At 67.4% G+C, this 17,327-nt stretch carries 10 protein-coding genes, 1 pseudogene and 2 CRISPR repeat arrays; of the genes and pseudogenes, 2 read left to right on the top strand and 9 right to left on the bottom strand.

The window, feature by feature from the left end; all coding sequences use genetic code 11:
• Positions 1-363 precede the first annotated feature (363 nt).
• Positions 364-3,825 (bottom strand): LamG-like jellyroll fold domain-containing protein, encoded by a 3,462-nt coding sequence (locus HB370_RS37300; RefSeq protein WP_244405782.1) that lies wholly within the window; start codon positions 3,823-3,825, stop codon positions 364-366.
• Positions 3,826-4,184: 359 nt separating this feature from the next.
• Here HB370_RS37300 and HB370_RS42230 point away from each other — a divergent pair.
• Positions 4,185-4,295, top strand: a pseudogene (locus HB370_RS42230) (transporter); the annotation flags it as partial.
• A gap of 183 nt (positions 4,296-4,478) precedes the next feature.
• Positions 4,479-5,471: a CRISPR direct-repeat array (repeat unit 27 nt; unit sequence CGGAACACCCCCGCGTCGGCGGGGAGG).
• A 17-nt stretch (positions 5,472-5,488) separates the two neighbouring features.
• Here HB370_RS42230 and cas2e read toward each other — a convergent pair.
• From cas2e to cas3, 8 genes are all read right to left on the bottom strand, one after another.
• On the bottom strand, positions 5,489-5,806 hold the full coding sequence (gene cas2e / locus HB370_RS37295; protein WP_030786865.1) for a type I-E CRISPR-associated endoribonuclease Cas2e: 318 nt from the start codon (positions 5,804-5,806) through the stop codon (positions 5,489-5,491).
• Positions 5,806-6,759, bottom strand: coding sequence for a type I-E CRISPR-associated endonuclease Cas1e (gene cas1e / locus HB370_RS37290; RefSeq protein WP_030786868.1), 954 nt, complete (start codon positions 6,757-6,759; stop codon positions 5,806-5,808). The genes cas2e and cas1e overlap by 1 nt, the downstream gene beginning before the upstream one ends.
• A gap of 56 nt (positions 6,760-6,815) precedes the next feature.
• A complete protein-coding gene (gene cas6e, locus HB370_RS37285; RefSeq protein WP_030786870.1) occupies positions 6,816-7,466 on the bottom strand; it encodes a type I-E CRISPR-associated protein Cas6/Cse3/CasE in 651 nt (216 codons plus the stop codon).
• Complete coding sequence (gene cas5e, locus HB370_RS37280) at positions 7,463-8,257, bottom strand: type I-E CRISPR-associated protein Cas5/CasD (RefSeq protein ID WP_030786873.1); 795 nt, start codon at positions 8,255-8,257, stop codon at positions 7,463-7,465. The genes cas6e and cas5e overlap by 4 nt, the downstream gene beginning before the upstream one ends.
• On the bottom strand, positions 8,254-9,381 hold the full coding sequence (gene cas7e, locus HB370_RS37275; protein WP_030786875.1) for a type I-E CRISPR-associated protein Cas7/Cse4/CasC: 1,128 nt from the start codon (positions 9,379-9,381) through the stop codon (positions 8,254-8,256). The genes cas5e and cas7e overlap by 4 nt, the downstream gene beginning before the upstream one ends.
• A complete protein-coding gene (gene casB / locus HB370_RS37270; protein WP_030786880.1) occupies positions 9,378-9,920 on the bottom strand; it encodes a type I-E CRISPR-associated protein Cse2/CasB in 543 nt (180 codons plus the stop codon). The genes cas7e and casB overlap by 4 nt, the downstream gene beginning before the upstream one ends.
• A 164-nt stretch (positions 9,921-10,084) precedes the next feature.
• The gene (gene casA, locus HB370_RS37265; RefSeq protein WP_051815936.1) at positions 10,085-11,680 is read right to left on the bottom strand and encodes a type I-E CRISPR-associated protein Cse1/CasA; all 1,596 of its coding nucleotides are present in this window, start codon (positions 11,678-11,680) and stop codon (positions 10,085-10,087) included.
• A 605-nt stretch (positions 11,681-12,285) separates the two neighbouring features.
• Positions 12,286-15,129: a CRISPR-associated helicase Cas3' gene (cas3, locus tag HB370_RS37260; protein WP_244405780.1), complete on the bottom strand. Its 2,844-nt coding sequence runs from the start codon at positions 15,127-15,129 to the stop codon at positions 12,286-12,288.
• Between the two features lie 187 nt (positions 15,130-15,316).
• A CRISPR array of direct repeats spans positions 15,317-16,504; the repeat unit is 28 nt; unit sequence TCCTCCCCGCCGACGCGGGGGTGTTCCG.
• Positions 16,505-16,579: 75 nt separating this feature from the next.
• On the opposite strand from cas3, the gene HB370_RS37255 reads away from it, so the two are divergent.
• Positions 16,580-17,278: an alpha/beta hydrolase gene (locus HB370_RS37255; protein ID WP_030786888.1), complete on the top strand. Its 699-nt coding sequence runs from the start codon at positions 16,580-16,582 to the stop codon at positions 17,276-17,278.
• Positions 17,279-17,327 lie beyond the last annotated feature (49 nt).

Genomic DNA, 17,327 nt, shown 5'->3' with positions numbered 1-17,327 from the left:
ACCGCTGCACACCACGGGGTGGGCAGCGCGTCAGAGGTTCAGTCGGTGGGGGTGAACGGCTCGTCCCCACCGGTAGTTGGCTGGCGTCTTGTTCGGACCGCGCCCCGGCACAGACGCGAAGAGCGTGGAGCAGAACCGGAAGTGGGAGCCTCACATGCGGTTGTCGTGGCGGCGGAGCCGCCCATCAGGAGCACACTATTTGGTGATATCCCGCATAGACCGGCTGTTCGGTGAAAGCCACGAATTGGCATGCGAGGCGCATCTCGCCACCTCCTAGCACAATCGCCAACCCCCGTCGAGAGGAGAAGTGGACCACTTCTGCTCATGATCTGCCCCGGTGGCACGGGAAGAAGTGGACAGGGGCTACTCAATGGGTACCGGAGGCTCGTCCACGGTGGACAGTCTGGTGATTTCGGCTTCTGACAGCACTCCGGCGTAGACGCGTAGGTCATCGAGACGGCCCGGCAGGAGGTTGCCCCACTGGCCGTTGTCATGACGGCGCCCTCGCCCGACCATCTGCGGCCCAGCCGGCTGGAAGACGCCCTTGAACAAAGCGCCGTCCTCGTCACCTTGCCGTTCACCGGTGACATAGAGCTTGACCGACTGTGCGGCTGAGTCGAAGACGCCGACCACATGCACCCAGCCGTTGGGCGAGTTCACCTCGTCGGAGGTCGTCATGGCGCCCGGCCCTCCGAGTACGTCACTGCTGAACAGGCCGAAGTTCCAGTCTCCGACCGCCTCACCCGGTTCTTGCCGGTACCACAGGCGGAAAGCGTCCCGCTGAGTGCCTGGGTGGGAAAAGACGGTGGGCGAGTGGGCGATGGTGGTGTCTTCCAGCTTGGAGTCCGCTGAGAGGTTGACCCATCCGGCCACGGAGAAGCTGCCGCTATTGTCCAGCACTGCTGAAGCAGTGGCGTGCCCGCCGGTATCCGCGTCAAGAGCCATGACGGTCGTGTGGCCGAACTCGTCGTTGGCAACGAACGACGCGCCTGGTTGAAGGGCAAGTGAGTTACCTCGCCCAGTGCTGTCAACGGCAGTGGTACCGGACGTTTCGTTCATTTCCCAGTGAGCCAGGAGCTCAGGCTGAGGAAGCCCCGTGCCAGAGTCCTCCATGTTGACCAGCGCGTTCAGCTCGGATGGGTAGACCACGCGCTTCCATGCCTGAACATGGTCGACGTCCGCATACATCTGCGTGCCGGCATGCCAGCGTCCGATTTCCATGGGCCCGTTTGCAGCCCATGGTGTGGTGAAGGACGTCTCAGCTTCCAACTGCCCGTTCACATAGAGCTGAATCCTGTTGGCTTCTTTGTTGTAAACGCCCAGCAGATGTGTCCAAGCGCCGATGACGGGAGGCCGTGCGGATACAGCTCGGGCGATGGTTGTCTCATCGCTGGTCTGGTCCGTGGCGTATCGGTTGAAGATCCAACGGTCATAGCCGGTGGAGTAGTACAACTGAAAAGCGCCCACGTTGACACCTTGCTGCTGCAGCACGGTGGTCTGCTGCTTGTCCTTGAGGCGGACCCACGCGGCGACGGCAAAGCTGTTCGCAGTATCTACTACAGGCCCCTGGGTGCCCGCCCAGGTTGTAGTGCCAGTACCTGCAAGACCGGCACCGTTCCTCGCCTGGGATACCCAGGAGGACTGGTTCAAGGTCATGAGGTGGATACTGCCGTGCGCATTGGCCGCAGCAGTCCCGGTACCTTCGTCGAACTTCCAGGCAGCAACGGAATCGGAGGGCCGGCCCACTTTGAACAGGTAGTCCTTGTGGGCACTGGGATACCCGGCATTGTCGAACGTCTGCACCCGCAAGGTATTGGTCAGCCGCTTGTCCGGAGTCACCGACATTTCATATGAGGGCGTGTTGGCAGCAAATTGCTTACTGCCCAGCTTGACGCCGTTGAGCCACCAGTCATAGCGGCGCACGTCAGAGGCGTTTGCCATGATCACGAACTTCCCAGGAGTGCCAACTCCGCCGTGTTCGCTGTCGACCGAGCAATCAGTCCCGGCGCACTCGGGGTATGCGACCGACGTGACGTCCGGCTGAGGAGGCCCTCCAGGGTCCACTTCGAAGTAGCAGTAGGCGGACCAGGGGCCATAGAGGTAGTTGGTCGCACCTCCATAGGTGTACTTGTATTCCGTACGGGCACGGAACTTGTATGTCGCGTCTTTGGACAGCGCGGCGGTAACCGAGGTGCCCGCCGTACCACTGCCGGTCCACGTACTCGGCTTCAGGACGGTCGGCGTCGTGCTGCTGCCCTTGTACAACTCGAAGTTCGGGCGCAGAATCGCGTTCGATCCGTCACTCGAAGTCGGCGTAGCCGTCAGCCGCGGTGTGTCATCCCGGATGAACGCGGGGCTGGTAGATGCCGAACAGGAAACGTTGGGATCGGACATCTTCACCGTGGAAGGCTTGCTGTTCGGCGGTGTCACGTAAGTGATGGACAGGCGCGGCTTGCGCTCCGTGGAGGCCCGTTCGTCCAGGGGGGACATGAACTGCTTCCAGGCGATCGGATCCGACTCGCTCGCCCTCAGCCCCAAGGTGGTAGTCGTCGATTTGGCCTTCGCCGTGTATGCGACGGCGGCCGTGGCATCGAACTCGATGTCGCCGTCCGGGCAGCTGGATGAGAATCCCTTGGCTGCTGAGACGGTGTCGACCTTAGCGGACCAGGACGGCTGATGACTCCAGGTGGTCGAACTGGAGATGGTTCCAGTCCGGTAAAGGTCAATATCGCGCTTCTCGCAGTTGGCGGACCAAATGGCGTAGGACGTGAACGTTGCCCCGAGAATCTTTTTACCTGCGACTGACCTGGTGTCGAACTGGAAGAGCGAGCGCGACAGTTTGTTGTCAACGTAGGCGTCATAGCCCACGCCAAGAGCGTGCTTAGTCTTCCAGAAACTGGTACTTGCGGAGTCGGACCAGACCGTAGTCCATCCGGTCAGTGATGCCTTCAAGGACGGTGGGTCAAGAACCACTGGGTAGACCGTCGCAGGGTCCTGCAGGAACTCATGGTCCGGAGCTATGGACAATGTCTCGTCGGTGACAGTTACGTCCATGACCGCTGTACGAGAGCCGGCACCAGGGCTGAGCGAGGCACTACCGGAACTGCTCTGCTCAACGGTATTGCTGCGCAGGCCGGTCACAGTCGTCGATGCAGGCGCGGGGGCCGAATCCCACATGAGGGCGGAGCTGCTCGACACAACAGCTTGACCGGAAGCGTCCACGAACGCGGCGCCGCCCGAGGGAGACGACTGCGCAGTCAGGCCCTTGGTGGTGATCGGGAAGCGCATCGACTCCAACGCAGGGTTGGCGGCCGCATCCCGAGTGCGCAGCACCACGTGATAGCTGAAGCCGTCTGCATGCGTCTGCACCACCACGTCGGTATCCGGCAGTACCGACTTATAGATCGCGGACGATCCGTCGAGCACCGGCTCGGGAAGCCCCCATGGGGCAGTGACCGCGTACTCGGTCCCGCCTAGCCTCATCCGCGCCAGCGGACCGGTACCGCCACCTGATACCACAATGTCTTCGGCCGACTTTGGTCTGACCGAGCCGTCCGCCCCCATTACCAACGTGGTATCAACCGCCATCCACTTGCCGTCCTTGCGCACGCGCTCAGGAGCGGCAGCGGAGACCGCAGTGAAGGTGCCATCACTGTTGGCGAACACTTGCCCAGTGGTGGTGGTGAGCCCGGTGACCTCGACGCGCTGCCCCAACTCGGCAGCCCTGCGAGAGGCTTTCTGCTCCTCCGACTCGGCTGGTGGGCCGTCATCCTGCCAGAACGCCTTGCCCCGTCCCGGTTCGTCCGCAGGTTCCGAGGGCGTCAAGGGGAGCACTTCCGATGTCGACGGCGGCGCTTCAGCTGCTCCGGCACCCACCGCACTCCCGGTGCCGGCGCCACTAAGGAGCACCACCAGTGCCGCGGCGGCGGCTCTCCCACGCACCGCTCCCCCGCGATGCCTGCGTCGCAACATGCGCAGCCACTTTCTGAAGTTTCATGAAGATTATTAGCGGGGGGAACTTAGCGGATCAACGTCTTCACGCCTAGAGCAACAGATAGGGGCGTACCCACCGAAAGGAGGGATTCCCTTTGCGGCCACCATGTGTTCTACGCCACATTCGAAGGTCGAGAGCTGTACAAGTCGAGCAGTCCGAGGCTCACCTCCGTCACCGAGAGCTCATCCACTACGACGCGCACGCCGTGTGCGGGCACCGGCGCAGCGTGGGCCTGGTTCGCTGCCGGCTTTTCGGCATGGACCTGCTGGGACTTGGGACCGTGGCCTCGGTCGGTGGCGGGCGGTCGACCGTACCGCGGGCCCAGAGGAACCGACGGTACTGACAGGCGGTGACGGCTCGAACGTGGCATTGAACGAGTTGGTGCAGGGCCAGACAAACAGCGACGGCCTCCGGAGCCGTGTGCCTTTCCTGCCGCTTACCGAACGCATACATTCGAGGCGGCGCCGCACTACTCCTCGAACGCCGAGACACCCCTGCACCGGCGGGAAAAACTCCGCCGTGCGTACACGACCGTCACACCCCCGCCCCGGCGGGGAGGACGCCAGCAGCTCCTCGCGCGTCACCGCGTCGTGTGAAACACCCCCGCGTCGGCGAGGTGGGCGCCGAGCCACCGGCGTGACGGCCACGAACACCGGATCACCCCCGCATCGGCGGGGAGGCCAGACCCTGGGCATGCTCGCCATCGCGGGGATGCGGGACACCCCCCGCGTCGGGCGGGGAGGACTCCAGTCCGGCAAGCGCATCACCCTCGACGAACGGAACACCCCCGCGTCGGCGGGGAGGACGCGGGTTGGGAGGCCCGGGGCGGCCGGCGAACCGGAACACCCCCGCGTCGGCGGGGAGGACGGCCGCGTGGTCGGGGTGGAACCCGCCGTCGGGGGAACACCCCCGCGTCGGCGGGGAGGACGGCGGCGGAGGCGAGGGCGGCGCGTATGGCGGCGGAACACCCCCGCGTCGGCGGGGAGGTCGCCTGGTGCTTCAGCCACGGCCGACTCCACACCGGAACACCCCCGCGTCGGCGGGGAGGTCCCCATGAGCATCGGCCCAGCCAAGGAACAGACCGGAACACCCCCGCGTCGGCGGGGAGGTCCGTGGAGTCATGCCTCAGTTGCAGATCGTGAGCGGAACACCCCCGCGTCGGCGGGGAGGTCGCGGCCTTCTTCCCGAAGGCGCGCTCGATGGCCGGAACACCCCCGCGTCGGCGGGGAGGTCGGCGGCCGGGCGGCGGACGCCGAAGAGCCCCGCGGAACACCCCCGCGTCGGCGGGGAGGTCGCAACGGCGGGCGCCGACGTGCCGCAACGGCACGGAACACCCCCGCGTCGGCGGGGAGGTCGAGTCGGCGACGTGGTGCTGGGTGGTGTGCGCCGGAACACCCCCGCGTCGGCGGGGAGGTCATGATCCAGGCGACGGCAGCCCCAGCGAGCACCGGAACACCCCCGCGTCGGCGGGGAGGTCCCTTTCTGACCTGCGCACTAAGAGGGGGTTTGCGTTTTCTTTACCTGGGGTGCGGCGGTCATGCGGATTAGGGTGAGGCCGTCGAAGTCGACGGGGGTCCGGCGGCGGGTTCCTGCGGTGCGGATGGCGTAGCCCTGTTCCGTGGCGGCGGGATGGACGAGGATGGCAGCACCGTCACCGACAACTTGCGTGACGTTGTGCCAGAGTTCGTCGCGGACGCGGGCCGAGACGCTGCCGACGAAGATTCCGGGGACTACTTCGCTGGTCCATCGGCTGAGGGCGCCGCGTAGGTGGGTGGGGACCGCGGTGGTGGCGATGACGACCATGGAAGGCATCAGTGGCCTCCGTTGGCGTAGTTGACGCCTGCTGGGAGGACTCCGGTTTTGGGGTCCCAGAGGTGGACCATGCGCACGTCATGCCGTTCGGAGGTTTCGTCGTCGGTGTCGTCGTCGGTTGCTGCGGTGTGGGTGTGGGGTGGGGTCAGCAGGGACTGGACATCGCGGATGATGCGGGGCAGGAGGCGCAGGAGTCGAAGGTCTTCGCGGAAGCGGCGGCGGGCTTCCTGTTCGGGGTTGTCGGAGTTGTGGAGGGCGAATGCGAGGGGGAGTGTGGTGTCGGCTTTGTAGAGGTCGGCGATGTCGTAGACGAAGGCGTGCTGTGTGCCGGCGTGGACGTAGCCGAGGGCCGGGGAGAGTCCGAGGGCGAGGAGTGCTGCGTGGACGATTCCGTACAAGCAGGTGTTGGCGGCGGACAGGGCGAGGTTGACGGGGTCCTGGCTGTCCCATTGGTCGGGGCGGTAGTTGCGTCGGAAGCGTCCGATGCCGTGCTGCTGCGCGAGGATCTTGTAGAAGGCTTTCATGCGCTGGCCTTCCATTCCACGGAGTTTGTCCAGGTTGACGGATTCGGGGATGTCGGCGTCTTTGAAGCGCATTTGATACATGCGGACGGCGATCTCAAGGCGCTTGGCCGGGTCGGCCCACGTCGCGACCTGTTGCTCGAGCCAGTGGGTGGTGAGGGAGTCCGGGAGGATGCCGGCGTAGGCGCGGATGCCGCCGGCTCCGACGCAGACGACGCTGGTGCCGTGACGGGCGAGGGTGGTCAGTGCTGGGGTGGTGATGGAGACGCCTGGGCCGAGGAGGAGGCAGGACAGGGCGGCGGTGGGGATGTAGACGAGGTCGGTGCGGTTTTCGTCGGTCTTGATCTGCGCGCACACACCGGTGTCGTCCTGTACCACGCGAACCATGTCCAGGTAGAGGAAGGACAGGGAGTCCGCGACGCGAGGGAGCATGGCCAGGGTGGGGGCGGCGAGGCGTCTGCGCGCGTCGCCAGCGCGTCGCGGCGCGCTCATGTGGTCCTCGCGGGTGCGAGGGTGAGCAGGCCGGCGCCGTAGGGTTTGCCGCGTCCGATGCCGTGGAGAACGGCGTCTCGCAGGGCGTCGGGGTCTGTGACGGTGGCGGTGCCGTCGTAGCGGAGGAGGCTGTGCCGCATGCGGTCGGCTTCTCGGTTGCGGGGGCGGGCCGGCTCCATGCTGGTGGGGGTCAGAACGTGGATGTCGAGTCCGGCTTCGGCGGCCCGGCGCAGCCACCACTGGTCGGCGTCGGCGCCGGAGAGCGCAACGATCCGTCCCCGCTGCCCTTTTTCCTCCAGGGAGAGTCTCTCCCGTTTGGTCGGGTTGAGGAGGATGCGGTAGCGGACGCCGAGTCCTTTGCGCAAGGCGGTGAACATCGGGGCGAGGCTTTTGACTTCGGCGTGACCGTAGCCGGCGGGCAGGCGTGACGGGTCGAGGCTGGCGGCCTGGACGAGGAGGACGCTGGAGGTGTCGGTCTCGTCCAGCCGGTAGAGCAGCCCGGCCTGGTATCGGGGAGAGTTGCCGAGGTCGTCAGGGGCCATCCGCATGACGGTGCGGTGCATCTCGGTGGCGTCGCGCAGGTCCCGCTGCACGTCGCGACTGTGCGGGTTGAGGCGGATGCGTGCGATCACCGGGTGGTCGTTCATGCACTTTCCTCGCGGTGGGCGTAGTCGATCAGGCGCTGCATCAGGGTCTTGGGCGGGCCTGCGAGGGATCGGGGAACTGTTTCCACGGTGCGGTAGAGGCGGCGGCCGGTGTGGCTGCGGCCGTGCTGGGCGAAGCTGACCGGCACGTCGTTCACGTCGATCGTGTCGACCGGGGCAGGAGCGGACGAACTGCTGGTGGGCGGTGGCTGTTCCCGGAGGAAGTCGACGGCGATCGTCCCGGTTTCCCGGCTGTGGGCGTCCTGTGCCGGTGGTGGGGTGCGGCTGAGCGGCACGCGTGTGCGCAGTTCTTCCTCGGGGTTGTCGACGTGGTGGCGCAGGAGGAACGGCTCGTCGGGGACGCAGGAGCGGCGGCCCAGGTAGGGCGCCCAGTGAGGGCGGCTGAGTGCCGCGGCCAGGCGGTCGATGGTCTCTTGTGGTGCGGTGACCGCGACGACGAACACGGCGTCGGACAGGTAGTGGCGGCGGGTGATGACGGCGGCGCCTTTGTTGCTGCCTCCGCTGGTGGCCGCGGTGCGGTCCTTGGGGAATCCGCCGCCGGCGGTGTGGTAGTCGACGAGGCGGACGCCTGGCCGGTCCACGCGCACGGTGAGCCGCAGGTCCCGGTATCGGTCCAGGTCTGCCTGGTCGCGGCTGTGTCCCTCGGCCGCGGCGAACATTCCGATCAGCGCGGAGCGGGTCGGGAAGGGCGCGGTGTCCCTGACCGGGGTGAACGCGGACCGTTCACCCCAGGACTGCAGGGGGCCGGCCAGGCGCAGCAGGAGCCCGCTCACTGCTGGTCCTGCACTGCGGGCACGGCGGCCTCGACGGCGGCGTCGATCAGCTGCTCGAAGGAGTCATGGGCGGTGCCGAGCCCGGTGTATTTCTCGTCGGGGTTGATGACGGTGTGGCCGTGGAAGCGGCGGTTGCGGTTGCCGGTGAGACGGTTGATGTTGCCGGCGTAGGCGTCCAGGGCCTGGCGGGATGGCTGGGAGAAGCCGCCTTGCCGGTCGCTGCTGACGGGTGTTTCGAAGGCCGCGGCCAGGGACAGCGGCCGGTGTTCGCGCACGGCGAGGTAGGCCAGGTCCGGAACGGTGTGCGGGGCGGTGCTGTTCTTCTTGGCCTGCGGGAGGGAGAGCAGGAAGTGCTCGGCGAAGGAACTGAGTACGGTCCGGGCGGCCTTGGCGTCGCCTTCCAGGTTTGTCAGCAGGTCGGCGACGTTGACGGTGGCGTACCGGTAGAACACTCCGGCGCTGAACTCGGCGGTGTCCAGGTGGCCGCTGCCGGTCTCGGCCTCGCCCAGCCAGTCGTCGACTGCGGTGAAGTAGTCCCGCTGCGGCTCGGCGGCGTGCGTGGTGAAGGCGTGGGCGACCTGGGCCGCGCCGTCTACGTTGGCGTCCGGGAGTTCGGCGAGCATGCGGCCCAGCAGGCCGATGGAGGCGGTGCGGCGCTTAAGGATCGCCTCGATCCTCTCGGGCGGCAGTACCTGGCCGGGCTTCTTCTTGCCCTGCGCCGCCTCCAGGGCTTCGCGGTGCTCGGCGCAGACGGCAGCCAGTTCGTCGATGGCCGCTTCCGGCAGGAACAGCAGCACCGAGGTGTGGCCGGCCGATTCCGTGCCGATGCCCTTCTTCCCCGCGCTCGCGGCGACCTGCGATCCGGCGAACACGGCCAGCTCGGTGGGCCAGCCGGCGCTCTCCAGGGCGCGCTGCACCTTCGCCGGCACCAGACGGGTGCGGGCGGCTTTCTCTCCGAGATCCTGCTCGACGCCGAGCCGGATGACGCGCTTCCAGGACTGGCTGGAGACCCTGATCCGTGGAGCGTTGCCGTAGCGGACCTGTTTGGGAGAGCCGAGGTCGTCACGGTTGAGATTGGCGGCGGGCACCGACTGCAGGGCGCTCAGGTCCAGGTAGAGAGTCATCGGCCGGTCTCCTCGGCGGGATTGAGGTGGGTGGGGTCGGTCGTGCCGCTGGCGGTACGGAAGTAGCTCTCCAGCCAGCGGGTGGCGATGCGGTCGCGGTCGCGGTTCCACCGGGCGAGGTCCACCAGGAGGACCGCCCAGTCGACCGTGATGTTGCCGCTGAGGATCTGACGGACGAGGGCGGGCAGGCCCGGGTGGACGGCGTCGCTGCTCTGGCGGGCCATCAGGTGCAGGGCGCTTTCGGCGGAGTTTTCCTTCAGGACGCCTTTGGCGACGGCCTGGCCGAGTGAGGCCCCGAGGTTGGGACGCTCGAACCAGGAGATGGACGTGCCGTCTTCCGGTGCGGTGTCGCGGGCCGAGCGGGTACGTGCAGCGATCAGTGAGGCCACCGCGTAGTACGCCCGCCGCACATCGGCATGGTGCTGGTCGTCGTGGTCGCGCAGCCACGGCACCAGGTACCGGTGCATGTAGTTGCAGCGCTCCACCGGCAGGCCGAGCCCGCGCCGCAGGGCGGCACGGGCCTGTTTCGACTCACACACACGGTGTACGTAGGCGACAAACCGGTCCGAGACACGGTCGGTTGTAGAGGCCGTCGGTGCGGACACCGTCGGCACGGAATCAGTCATGAGGCATCCCTGATGCGGGTGATGAGGTGAGGTGACGAAGCGCCGACGGTCGCCGGTGTGGGCGTAGTCGGGCGGGTTCAGTCGGGCACCGGCGGCTGCAGCAGTGCCAGGAGGAGGCCGCGGGCGCGGTGCCGGGCGCGTGCCACCCGGATGTCCGCACGGTTGGCGTGGCCGATGGCCTCGTCGAGCGCGGCCAAGGCCGCGTCGACGAACGGCCTATCGACCTGGGCCGTGGTGTGGCCGGACTTGGTGAGCTTCCAGAACTCTTCCTCCGCGGCCGGCCAGTACCGGGTCAGTGCGGCAGAAGCCCAGGGGCCAGGTTTGCGGGAGTCCAGTTTGATCTTGGCTTTCGGCGATGGGTCCGCGTTGGTGTCGGTGGCGAGTTTCCAGGCGATCCTCGCGGCGAAGTCCAGCCGGTCGCCGGTCTTCTCCGCAGCGGTGTGACAGCGCTTGACGTGATAGGCCATCTCCGCATCGTTTTCTTCCTGCCACTGCAGGACCTGCGGACTCGTCGCCCGGAACCAGACACTGTCCTTCTGCTGGCCGTCCTGGTCAAAGCCGTAGGCACGCACCCTCAGCCGTGACAGCAAGGACCTGGGCAGGTGCTCAAGCGCCGGGGGCCGCCGGGCGTCCTGCCGGCTGTCCTTCAGCAGCAGCGAGTCAAGATCCCGCCACAGTGCTCGCGCCCCGTCGGCCTCCCGCGGCTGGAAATCTCCGTCCTTGCGTCGGTCGAGGATCTGATACGGGTCACGTACCTTCTGCGGCGGCTCGTGCGTCGACCACGTGAGGTAGGCGTCGACCACCGTCCGGCCGTCCTCGGACGGCACCAGCAGCGCGGCATGACGGAACCGGCCGGTCAGCATCCGTCCCGGCCACGTGACCGGCGGCAAAGGTCCCAGGGGGGCGTTGAGATTTTCCTCCCACGGGCATGCGTCCTGCGCCTCCCAGTCCAGGTCGTCCTGTGGGCTCGGCACGGCCAGCACCAGTGTGGTGAACAGGTCGGGACCCCAGGGGAAGTAGGAGATGGACTTGCGCAGTGGGGCCGCGTCACCGCTGCCCGTCCGCTCGCTGGTGATCCGGCGGGGCGTGCACTGCCCCGACGGCCCGTAGTACAACTGCGCGATCAGATGCCAGGCGGCCTCGGCGGCCGGTACCGGAACGGGCGCGATGTCGGTGAAGTGGCCGAACAGTACGGCGCCATTGACTCCCGTGGGGCGGCCCATCACGAGCTTGTTCACACCGGACGGGTTCGGTGCCCCCTTCGGGTCGACGCACTCCACGCGCAGCCGGGGGTCCTGAAGGAAGGGCCGTGCGGGATGGAACAGGTCGAACCGGCCCGCCAAGTCCTCCCGGCCGAAGTAGGCGTCCACCGCGTCTGGATCGAACGCTCCGGCCTTCAGCACGCGCTCTCGCAGAGAGAACCAGTCGCCGATGTCCTCCGCAACGTCCGGGTCGTCGAGCCGGTCACCGTCATCAGCGGCGATCCTCGCCGCGATCGGCGCGAGAATCCGCAGCAAGCCCGCCGCCGCCGGCGGCACCGGAACCTCCAGGTCGCCGATCTCGTGAGCCTGCTTGAACAATTCACACAAACCTAAGCGGTCAGATTTTCCGTTCAGCAGACGCACAGGAATCCACGGCTCGACTCTCAGGTCGTATCCCTCGCTCACGGCCATATCCTCCAATGCCTCTGCTCCTCCTTGCCGGCGTGACAAAGCACGCGAGCGGGCCAGCGCTCAGCGTCCCGACATTGAAGCAGCCGCCACTGACAGCGGATCCGTTTTCCGCCGGGAAGAGCACCAGTAGAGCGCATCCGGCCCGGATAGGTGGCCCTCTTCAGAAGGTTGAAGGCCAGGGAGGGTGACGGAGGTTCGGAGGGAGCGGGAGGGTGAAGATCGACTTGCCCGTGCCTGCCGGAGTGGACTACAACCCTGCCCACGCCGGTCCGGTAAGGGACTCCGCGCGAACTTGAGGAGCGCCAATGCAGCCGTCCCTTCCCGCCCCGTGGACTGCCGCAGGACCGTGGGTGCTCGTAGTCGCCGTCATCGTGATCGTGATCGGCATGCGTCCGGACCCGGTGACGGTCGGATCGTGTAGCGCCCTGCTGCTCGGAGCCGCGGAGGCCCACCGCCGCCTTGCCCGGTAACCTCCACGGAGGTGGCCCTCGGCACTCCGGAGGCCACCTCCCCGCCGAAGCGGGGGTGTTTCAGTCGAGGGGCAGGGAGGTTGACGCCACCTCACGCCGTCCCCGCCGATGTGGGGGTGCCCGACTGAACTCGGGTCACTTACGGACCAGTCCGAGGTCCTTGTCCAGCCACAGCAGCTTGGCACCGACCTTCACCGGCCGCCCGCTGCCGCCTTCCACGAACTGGCGAAGAACCCGCAGTTCTCCAAGCATCGGATGCTCCGCCCACGACTCCGGCCGAGCGACACTGCCGGGATCCGCTTCCTTCAGCCAGTCGGCGCGGACCGGAATCGTACGCCGCATCACTTCCCGTACGGACGAGACCGGCATCTTGCCGTCCGAGGTCGCCTGAGGCAGCGGTTGCTCACCTTCCGCATCCAGGGTGACACGGCCGTCCTCCTGGACATAGGCACACAGCAGTCGCACCGAATCGGCGCCGAGTCTGGTGGACACCTCCCACTCGTCCTCTTCACCGGGCAAGTCGTGCAGGTCGTGCAAGGCGGAAACGCTGCGCGCACGCGGAATGGCGAGAAGGCCGGCCATGCTGCGCTCCGCCGTCTCCTTGCCCTTGTGTACCGTCCAGGCTTTCACCTCGCTGGCGCCCGGACTGTTCCAGTCGAAGTCCGGGTTGTCACCGTGAACAGCTTCGACCAGTTCCTGCACGTCTCCTGGGATAGAGATGGTGCCGCCCTCGATCCCGGCGATGGCCCGGGAGGTGGTGGCGAGGAGATGCTCGGAATACACCTCACCCCACTGCTCCGGCGTCTTCCCGCCGCCCGCGATCGGGTCGAGCACTACAAGACGCGGCCCGCTCGCCCAGGCCGGCCGGCCCCGGTCACCCGGATAGCCGTGGGCGGTCCAGTGGTTCTCGTGCCGCCAGCACCGTCCTGCCCTCTGCAACAGCAATGACAGCGGAGCGAGATCGCTGATGACGATGTCCGCGTCGAGATCGAGAGACTGCTCAACGACCTGGGTGGCGACAACGATGCGGCGCACCGGACGCGGGCCTTCGCGGCCCAGCCCCTCGGTGACCTCCCGGGTACGGGCCTCGCGCACGTCGCCGGGGAAACGGGCGTGCAGCAGTTGCACGGTCCCACCCTCCTCGTGGGAGCGCTGGTCGAACCGCTGGCGCAACTGCAGGTAGGTGTCCTGCGCATCCCCTACGGTGTTGCACACCACCAGGGCGGTGCCGCCCTCCCCCTCACTCACGGGCTTCAGCACCCGCTCCATCACCGCCAGGCGCGCCTGGCTACCACCACCACGGCCGTGGACGACCGGTTCCACAGCGATGTCGAGTTCCATACTCCGCGCATGCATTTGCTCATGCCGGCGGGCACACGAGATCGACGTCTCCCGGCCGCTCTCCCCATCCACATACAGCCATCCGGGATAAGGCGCGTTGAACGAGCGCCTGCTCAGCTCGCGCTTTTTGTGGCCGGCGCCCTGCAGATACTCCTTGATCAGCCGGTCGCTGACAGACGCGGGCATCGTCGCCGACAACAGAACGACCGGAACACCGTACGCCCCGAGCCAGTTCAGCAACCGGCCCAACAGCACCTGCATGTACGGGTCATAGGCGTGGGCCTCATCCACGATAAACGTCTTCCCCGACAGCGCCAGCAACCGCAGCGCGTTGTGCCGCACCGGCAGCACCGCCATCAGGGCCTGGTCGACCGTGCCGACCGAAAACTGCGCGAGCAGCGGACGCTTGGACCCGCGCAGCCACCGCTGCGGCCGCATATCGGCCTCCGCCCGCAGCCTTCTTTCTCCCACCTCGTCACCGTCACAGGTAAGGACACCCTGCGTCTCCAAGTCGTCGTCAGCGTAGGCGCTGTTCAACCAGGCCATACTGTGGACCAGCGTCAGCCCGGCGTTCTCGCCCGCCTGGCGCAGCAACGCCTTCGCAACCCGCCCGTACATCTGGTCGCTGGTGGCCATCGTAGGCAGCAAAAACGCGTACCCCCGCGTACCGAAGCGCTCCGACAGAACGCGTTCGGCCTCCAGAGCCGTCTCGCTCTTTCCATCCCCCGGCGCCGCAGTAACGAGGACGATGCCGCCACGACGTCCCTCACCCACCGCCTGCCGCAACTCCTCCATCACGGACAGCTGGAGCGGATTCGGCGCACCCTGAATCCCGTACGCCTCCGAGAACCCCTTGCGCTGCAACCGCACCCGGGCCAGCCCGGCCACAACCAGCAGACCCGGAGCATCCTTGAGGGAGCGCTCGAAATGATCCGTCAGCACCGGCTCAAGCCTCTGCTGCCGCCCTCGGAGGTAGTCCTCCTGGCTGACCAGCCAGTCCGCAAGAATGACCACACCCGTCACAAGCACTGCGGCCGGCGCCTTGAACACACCCGGAACTTCCGGCGCTCCCAGCAACTCGTGCACCGCAGCTGCGTGCGCAGTCCGCTGCCGCGCCCAGGCGGGCCCGCCGAGAAACGCCGGAGCGACGCTGTTCTCAACACGGTGATAACGCCCATGATGACCACCGACGATCTCGGCCAGCCGCTCTGCGACCTTCAACTCTGCATCAGCGGCAAAGCCCAGATCCGCCAGCACTTCCTGTACGACCTGCAGACCGGCCACGTCATGTCCGAACCGGTCTGCGGTCATCTCCCTACGACTGTCGCCCAGCTCAGCGCTGAGGTACTGGCTACCGTGCAAGGAACAGAACTGGAAACCTGACAGCTTCCCGATGTCATGCAGACCAGCACACAGCCCCACGACGTTTCTCGCACGCTCCAACTCACCCGCCAACCCCATCCCGTCGGCAATCCTCGCCCGTTGGTTTTCGGACAGGTAGGCATCCCACAGGTGCAGCGCCATCGCGGCAGCGTCCAACAGGTGCCGGATCAGCGGATACGGCGGCAGCCCCGGACTTAAGCCCCTCGACTTCCCCCACACTGACTCATCCGGCGCATCCCACTTCTTCGCCATCATCGCCCTCTCACCCCAGCCAGCAAATGCCGTCCCAGCACTGAAGCCGGCATTCAACCACCCCCCACTGACAGCCCTACCTTCCCCCGCCTCGGTAAGCTGACAACATGCATCCCTACCCGCCCCGACACGGCGCTCCCCTGAAAGCAAAGAACAGGCAAAGCCCCCTTTAAGTGCCAGGTCAGAAAGGGTCCTCCCCGCCGACGCGGGGGTGTTCCGTCGGCGTCATCCTGCCCATCGTCGTCGGAACCGTCCTCCCCGCCGACGCGGGGGTGTTCCGGCGGTGGGCACGGCGGCTACTTCCTCCGGTCCGTCCTCCCCGCCGACGCGGGGGTGTTCCGATCGACATCGGCATGCCCGCCGCCGCGTTGACGTCCTCCCCGCCGACGCGGGGGTGTTCCGCCTTTCTCGACGCCTACAGTCTGACCGTCACGGTCCTCCCCGCCGACGCGGGGGTGTTCCGCGTGTCGCCGGGGGCTGGACTCTCGCCTCCAGGTCCTCCCCGCCGACGCGGGGGTGTTCCGTCCGCGCCTCGAGGTCGACTGAGGACGACTTCGTCCTCCCCGCCGACGCGGGGGTGTTCCTGCTCACCTGGGCCGTCGGCCGGGGGCGTGCCCGTCCTCCCCGCCGACGCGGGGGTGTTCCGTCCAGGCGGACCGCAGCGCGGCCGTTCGGGCGGTCCTCCCCGCCGACGCGGGGGTGTTCCGGGTATGCGGACGGGGAGATCGCGGACCGTCTCGTCCTCCCCGCCGACGCGGGGGTGTTCCGTCGTGGACGGTGACGATCCGAGGGTGGGACAGGTCCTCCCCGCCGACGCGGGGGTGTTCCGCCGTATGTCCTGCTGAGGGGCCGTTAGATTGAGTCCTCCCCGCCGACGCGGGGGTGTTCCGACCTACGCGGTCGTGGCGCCGGTCGGGACGCAGTCCTCCCCGCCGACGCGGGGGTGTTCCGTCCGGCAGGCACGTGCAACCTGATCCGGGGTAGTCCTCCCCGCCGACGCGGGGGTGTTCCGCAGGCGCAGCCGGTCGGCTGCCACGGCTCCACGTCCTCCCCGCCGACGCGGGGGTGTTCCGTCGACCAACTCCTCCACCGCTCCCCCGGCACCCTCCTCCCCGCCGACGCGGGGGTGTTCCGCGGGTCCGCCCGCGCCCGGTCCCGGCCACGCCGTCCTCCCCGCCGACGCGGGGGTGTTCCGTCGCCGAGGATGGATGCCTTGGAGGCGGCGGCGTCCTCCCCGCCGACGCGGGGGTGTTCCGCGGGTGTCGGCGCCGGCCTGGTGGAGGTGGTCGTCCTCCCCACCGACGCGGGGGTGTTCCGGAACTAGAGACGATCAAGAAGCGGTGGAACGGGTCCTCCCCGCCGACGCGGGGGTGTTCCGCGTTGGGTCCTTGCTAGGGCGTGTATCGAAAGTATTTCCGGAGCGGTCGTCGGGCCGCTCCGCTACGGTGCGGCCATGGCGAACTTTGTGCTAATTGCAGGTGCGCGACTTGGATCGTGGGCGTGGGACGATGTGGTGCCGCATCTGCGTGCGGCCGGCCATGGCGTCCACCCGCTGACGCTGTCCGGTCTCGCTGAGAAGCAAGGTGTGCCGGCTGGTCAGCAGACCCACGTACAGGACATCGTTGATGAGGTCGAGCGCCAGGACCTGCGTGAAGTCATTCTGGTAGGTCACAGCTACTCGGGTGTCCCGAGCGGTCAGGCCGCCGGGCGGGTCGGCGACCGGCTAGCGCACGTGGTCTTCCTTGACTCCAGTGTTCCGGCCGATGGTGAACCGTTCGTCTCCGCCTGGCCGGACGGCGGGGCGATGGTGAGGGCATCGATCGCCGAGAACGGAGGATTCTGGCCGGTCGCGCCCGCGGCCCACTTCGAGGGCCACGGTCTCACCGATGAGCAGATCGCACGGATCGTGGGCGGTGCGACGCCGCACCCGGGTGCCACGCTGACCGAACCCGCAGTGCTGGAAAGGCCGCTTGGCGACCTCCCGGCGACTTATATCAAGTGCACGCTCGGTGACCCCGAGCCGAGCGACGACGTAGCCAAGCTGCTGACCAGTGGGCACTGGCGGCTGATCGAGATGGACACCGGCCACTGGCCGATGTTCTCCAAGCCGCGCGAACTGGCGCAGGTCCTCCTCGACATAGCCGGGGCGTGACCGCAGATCCATGCTTGGGGACCCTTGCCAGCGTTGTATCAACTGCCCT

Origin of the sequence: Streptomyces sp. DSM 40868 (genome assembly GCF_011820545.1) — a bacterium.
GTDB lineage: Bacteria > Actinomycetota > Actinomycetes > Streptomycetales > Streptomycetaceae > Streptomyces > Streptomyces eurythermus.
This window is presented reverse-complemented; position numbering and strand designations above follow the sequence as displayed.